Origin of the sequence: Aquimarina agarivorans, assembly GCF_000218485.1 — a bacterium.
Taxonomy (GTDB): domain Bacteria; phylum Bacteroidota; class Bacteroidia; order Flavobacteriales; family Flavobacteriaceae; genus Aquimarina; species Aquimarina agarivorans.
In genome coordinates, this window is record NZ_AFPB01000164.1 from 1 (window position 1) to 5,723 (window position 5,723).

Genomic DNA, 5,723 nt, shown 5'->3' on the forward strand with positions numbered 1-5,723 from the left:
TTACCACACGTTTTTAAGCTAATTCCTCTGAGACTATTTCTATTTTATTTCCATTTTCATTAATAGCCCAGATTTGTAAAGTGTCAAACCCGTTCCGTTTTACTTTTTCAAAGTCAACTTTTTGTCCGTTAATTAATTCTATTTCTCCATTTGAGTCAATTTCGTCTCTATATTCATCTTCATAATCAATTCCGTTATAAGTTGAAATAATCAATTCGAATTTGCTATTTCCTTTTTCGTCATTGTATATTTTGTCGGGTATTCTATTATTTATTTGTTCGTCAGAATATTTGTCACTTATATTAACTGCAATAATTTTAGTAGGAGCAAAGTCAGTTCCTACGATTAAGTTTTTATAGTCAGAGTGAAGTCGCCCATAATACTTGATTTCGAAAAATGTTTCACCATTTTTGATTTAAGTTTACGTCTCCACTCGTGAGAATGTAATTCCTTTGGGTTAGAAATATGTTCAACATTTTCTTCAAGAAAAGTCGGTCCTAAAATTCCATTTTCAGTTGTAGAGTTTGAGTTTGATTTCTCTTTTTTGAAAATGTCAAATATTCCCATTTTTTTATTTTTTGCAATGTGTGGTAACGTTAAATATATGATTTTGTAGCTATCCCGAAGGGTAGCTATAAATTATATACCTTGTTACAAAACGTTCTATTTAATTTGTATACTCAGAAATTGCATTCTTAACTTTTGATATTTCTTTTTCTTTCTTTTTTAATTCTTTGTAAGTTGGAGTTGGATTACTTTTCCAAAATTTTATATTATTTTTATCTACTAAAATCGTATCTTTAATATCATGTCCAGTCTTAGGTATTTCTCTGTTGTGATTTGATTTTTCTGTAGTGATTAATATTATTTTACTATCGCTAGTAAGAAAAAATCTAAAGCTCTTGTTGAATCTAATATTATTAATATATTTACTTTCTGTGTAATCAATTATTCTTTTATTTGTTTTCATGTCTTGTAAAACCTCTATGAAATATGTAGTATCATCATGTTCATAAGATTTACCTCCATTAGGTTCTAAAAATTCTGAATATCTAATTGACTTAAGTTCAGGTTTAATTTTTTCTGAGATCCTATTCCATTCTTTAATTGTTAATAAATCTATAGATGTTTGATTACCTATATTTTTACAGGCTACAAAAACTAATAATGTTAGAAAAAATATTTTCATTATTTATTTTTTAAAATTCGTTTTATACTGTCTCAAGTGTAAATGATGATGATGACCGGTCAAATGATCAGAATCTTTTAAAATACTTTCTTTGTTATCAATTGTATAATTAAAGCTATAAAACCTTTTCCAACCAAAATCTTTTAAGCTGTCAATGAATTTTTCTTGGCGAACTTTATCTAATTTTTTTGGATTCGTATTTATATGTAATGAATCTCCGGATTTATCTTTTCTGAGATACCTAAAATCACCATTGTTTCCATTTACATGAGTTTTACTAGGGAACCCATGATTATCCTCACTAGTGAATCCTACTATAGTTATGTCTTTATAACTTACTTTTGCAATAGCTCCTAATGCAGAAGCATAAGCATTTGGATTAATATAAGGTCTTGTTGATGTGTTTAATAAGTTAAATTCAATATTTAAATTTCCGCTTGAATATAGAAAGCTTTTAATCTTAATCAAGTAAGTCTTGTTACCTGTATATTTATATTTTCTAATTTTATCCTTTTCAGTGTCTTTAGTACCTTTTATTACAATGTATTTATCGTAAATGTATTTTTTTCTACTCTTTGTTATTGTTTCCTCAGAAGTGTATCCTTTCGGAACAGTTGAAATAGTTTCTCCATTATTTAATTCGTCAACTTCAATTAAGTCAAATTCTCCTTTCAATTTATGCTCTACGTCATTCGAATCTACATATATATATTTAACTTTTGAAGCATCTTTTAGGTCAACTTTATCAATTTTACCTGTGTGATAAATTTTTATTGTTTTAATAATATTTTTTTTCAATTCAAACCAATTTCCATCGCTATCTAGCCATTGATCTTTAACAGCTTCTCCACGTATTTCTCCATGTTCGCTATCTCCGTGATAGTTGATGTTAATTTCTTCTTGACCAGGTACTGTATGCCCTTCAGCTAATAAATACAGAGGAGTTTTTTTATCTGTAGATTTTTCTAATGCTTTTATCCAGAGCTCTTTTTTTGAGCTTTCATTATGATCAATGTTTACTTTTAGAATGGCCATTTCTGCATAATCATCAACATTCATATAGTGAGATTCACATAAAGCGCCTACTTTTACCTCACCTATAGTAGTAAATTGTCCATTTTCGGTTTTAAACCTTATTAAGGCATCTTTTTCTTCAATTCCTTTTTCTTTTCCTTGTTTAATATTTATGTACAAGGTATAACCTTGAAAACCTTGTGTTTCAACTATTATATACAATTCGTTGCCAATATTACCTTCATTTACTTTTGTGAAAGTGATTTTTTTATTGGTTTCCGTGGTGGACACAGTATTAGGTAATGTGATTTTCTGACCTACTTTAAGTTTATTTTTATTGGTATCAGTTAGTTTTGCATCACTTTTAATAATAGCATCTACCGTAGTTCCTTTTTTTGAGGCTATTTTACTTAACGAGTCTCCTCCTGCAACCACATAAGTTTCTTGTACGGTTTCAGTTGTGTTTGTAGTGGTTACTTCCTCAATTTTAGCGGTGGCGAAATAGGCTTTGTTAATTTTTGGTCTAAAAATTTTAAGCTTTGGAGTAGTCAGTGTTATGTGCGAGTACTCTCCTTTAAATCTTATTGTAGGCATTTTTTAGGCTGTTTGTCTAATTACTTGCAATTTCACTTTTTGAGTATCCGATGTTATTTTTAAATCTTCCAAAATATCGTTTACTAGTAATGTTCCATTGTATTTAAAGTCATTTTTTTCATCTGCGAAATCTAAATCGATATATTTACCTACTGCATTTTGAGTCTTTAAAACAAAATAAACCTCTGTGCCAATTTCTAATTCATCGTCAGATATTTTATCACCAGATAAGGTTGTAAAGTAGCCTTCATTAGGTATTGGTTCTATTTCATTTTCATCACGAACATAATAATCAGGCTTATCAAAAGCAGTAGGGTCTCCCCAGTGATTTTTATAAATAATAGCATTGTCTCCATTAAAACGGAGAATACCCGGAGTTATAGTAATTGAATATTGCATTGGTTCTGATGACTGCGAATTATAAGAATAGTCCGCCATTGTAGCATAGGCGTTAGCAAACTCCAATTTGAAGTCAATACTAGCATTATCTCTACCCATTATAACAATACGTCCATCTTTTTGCATATTGTTATGTACAGTCCAATCAAGCATAGTCACATCTTTAGAACTTTCTACTGTAACTTGTATTTCTCCACCCATAGGAACACCCGCAGGTTTATTATTAGTTCCTGTGCGTTGACTAAATCCAAATGCAAAATCAAGCAATCTATATTTTTTATCTTCTAGATAAAGATAGGCGTTGGTCATTGGTCTGTTTAAGTTTTAAAGGTAAATATAATTTATAAAGAATTAATTACGAGTATATTTTAAAGTTTGTTGAGTAATGTTTTGTAACGTTTAATATATGGCAATTTGGGCAGAAAACAAGCGATTATTTTCGAGCTAGTCACAAGCCGAATCTTTTGTATTTTGTTTTAATTTTTCTCTTTTAATACCAAATCAAAAGAATTTGGTGACTTTGCAAACATACAACAACCTTTTGATTAAACACTAATCTCCCAATTTGCTATATATAGTGTTAACTGCTTTTTATTTTTTCACCCATATATTCTTCAATTTCTTTTAAGTCTTTTATGTATATCCGCAAAAGATCCTAAATTGAAATAATTTTTGTATATTGTATTGAATTAAAGATGGTTAAATCATGAATATATTTTCTTTTGGGGCAGAATTCACAGATGAAAAAAGTTGTCGTCTTCATTTTAAGGAACAACGAGATAAGCAAGGTGTTATTTGCAAGCGTTGCCAAAGTACAGACCATTATTGGTTAATCAATAAGTGGAGTTACCAATGTAAATCGTGCAATTCTAGAACTTCATTACGTAGTGGTACTATCATGGAAAGTTCAAAGTTGTCTTTTATGATATGGTATAAAACGATCTTCCTTTTGAGTGCCACCAAGAAAGGGTTTTCTTCAAAAGAAATACAGCGCCAGTTAGGATTAAAGCGCTATGAGCCTGTATGGGCTATGGTTCACAAGTTACGTAAAGCAATGGGACAACGAGATGATAGATATACCTTGGAAGGGATGATAGAAATGGATGAAGGTTATTTTACTATAGAAGCATCAGAGCAAGCCCAAAAAACTCAGAAGTCAGGCTGTGGTAGCAAGACCAAGTCTAATGTTATGATAATGGCTGAAAGTACGGTTCTGGAAGATATTGATACAGGAAAGCAAGAAAGGCAGTGTAGGTATTTTAAAGCTAAAGTATTGACAAGCCATAAAGCAGATCAAACGGATGATACTTTAGAATCAGCAATAGATAATGACCAAACTATTGTCTTCACGGATCAAAGTACTTCATATGTAAATATCGCTGATTATGTAGAAGTACATATGAGTGAAAAATCGAATGAACAGACTACCAAAGAAACTTTGAAGTGGGTGCATATAGCTATCAGTAATGCAAAGAGGAACTTTGTAGGGACTTATCATAAAATTAAAGCCAAATATCTTCAACTCTACCTTAACGAATTCGTATACAAACTTAATAGAAGGTATTTTGGAGAGAAAATCTTTGACAGGCTAGTAATAGCTAGCATTACAGCAAATGGACACTAAGCGGATATGCATAAAGTCTTTTAAAGATAATCTGAACCATTCTGCTCGAATTCGTTTTTCTATGAATTTATTGTGTAATTCTTAGGCAATGTTTTTATCACAACACCCATTTAGCAATTAAGTTAACACTGGGTTCTTTAGATTGTAATGTTCCTTCTCTATACTTAGGGTCTTTACTTGTTCCTATTTTGATTAATGAAGTATCAGTATTAACCATTAAATAGACATATTCAGAATTTTCTTTAGTTTCTATATCACAATTATTATGAAAGAAATCTTTGTAAAACGAAACTTTTTCAATAAACCGTAGCTTTATAATTCCTCTTTTAGCCGACGAAAGTATAAGTGCATTTTGTCCTTTGAATTCTTTAAGTTCAATATTTGTTACAGTGAAAAAGCCTAGTTTTTCAAGAAAGCCTCTAATTTGTTTTTGAAAAGTGTTAAAAGAATCTATAGCGTCAATTTCAGAATAATCATCAGCAAGTAGCGTACAGAATTTTAATAAAAGTTGATAATAGTCTTTGTCGTTTATATCAATCTTAATTAAGTCTCCTTTTAGTAAATTATCATTGTTTATGTAGAATAACTCAGCTGTCAAGCCAATTTCATCATCAAATATTTGTGAACCAAAGCAATGTTTATTTATTCCTGCTATTACATTATAAATAGGTCCATTATCATTTTTGTCAAAATGATTTATGTCATCACTAGATAATGTAAAACAACATTTATTGAATTTATCAATTAATATATCAGTGTCAGTCATTTTATTCTAAGTAACATTTTTTTTAAGTTCCGTAAATATAGAGAAGCACTTTGTCTACTGTAACTAATTTATTCAATTTTCTCCGTAAACTTTGCCTTAAAGTAATTATTTTTTGAGAAGAGAGGAATTGCAGTTAA

General features: G+C 29.9%; 7 protein-coding genes. 1 reads left to right on the forward strand and 6 read right to left on the reverse strand.

The window, feature by feature from the left end; genetic code table 11:
* Nucleotides 1-13: 13 nt before the first annotated feature.
* From GMC_RS0113165 to tssD, 5 genes are all read right to left on the reverse strand, one after another.
* Nucleotides 14-214, reverse strand: coding sequence for a hypothetical protein (locus tag GMC_RS0113165; protein WP_010522584.1), 201 nt, complete (start codon nucleotides 212-214; stop codon nucleotides 14-16).
* A 131-nt stretch (nucleotides 215-345) separates the two neighbouring features.
* Nucleotides 346-567 (reverse strand): hypothetical protein, encoded by a 222-nt coding sequence (locus tag GMC_RS0113170; RefSeq protein ID WP_010522585.1) that lies wholly within the window; start codon nucleotides 565-567, stop codon nucleotides 346-348.
* 100 nt (nucleotides 568-667) lie between these two features.
* On the reverse strand, nucleotides 668-1,189 hold the full coding sequence (locus GMC_RS0113175; protein WP_010522586.1) for a hypothetical protein: 522 nt from the start codon (nucleotides 1,187-1,189) through the stop codon (nucleotides 668-670).
* A 3-nt stretch (nucleotides 1,190-1,192) separates the two neighbouring features.
* On the reverse strand, nucleotides 1,193-2,797 hold the full coding sequence (locus GMC_RS22355) for a LysM peptidoglycan-binding domain-containing protein (protein WP_010522587.1): 1,605 nt from the start codon (nucleotides 2,795-2,797) through the stop codon (nucleotides 1,193-1,195).
* A gap of 3 nt (nucleotides 2,798-2,800) precedes the next feature.
* Nucleotides 2,801-3,505, reverse strand: coding sequence for a type VI secretion system tube protein TssD (gene tssD / locus GMC_RS0113185; protein ID WP_010522588.1), 705 nt, complete (start codon nucleotides 3,503-3,505; stop codon nucleotides 2,801-2,803).
* A 397-nt stretch (nucleotides 3,506-3,902) separates the two neighbouring features.
* On the opposite strand from tssD, the gene GMC_RS0113190 reads away from it, so the two are divergent.
* Nucleotides 3,903-4,820: an IS1595 family transposase gene (locus GMC_RS0113190; protein ID WP_010522589.1), complete on the forward strand. Its 918-nt coding sequence runs from the start codon at nucleotides 3,903-3,905 to the stop codon at nucleotides 4,818-4,820.
* A 97-nt stretch (nucleotides 4,821-4,917) separates the two neighbouring features.
* Here GMC_RS0113190 and GMC_RS0113195 read toward each other — a convergent pair whose 3' ends face one another.
* On the reverse strand, nucleotides 4,918-5,586 hold the full coding sequence (locus GMC_RS0113195; protein WP_010522590.1) for a hypothetical protein: 669 nt from the start codon (nucleotides 5,584-5,586) through the stop codon (nucleotides 4,918-4,920).
* Between the last annotated feature and the right edge of the window lie 137 nt (nucleotides 5,587-5,723).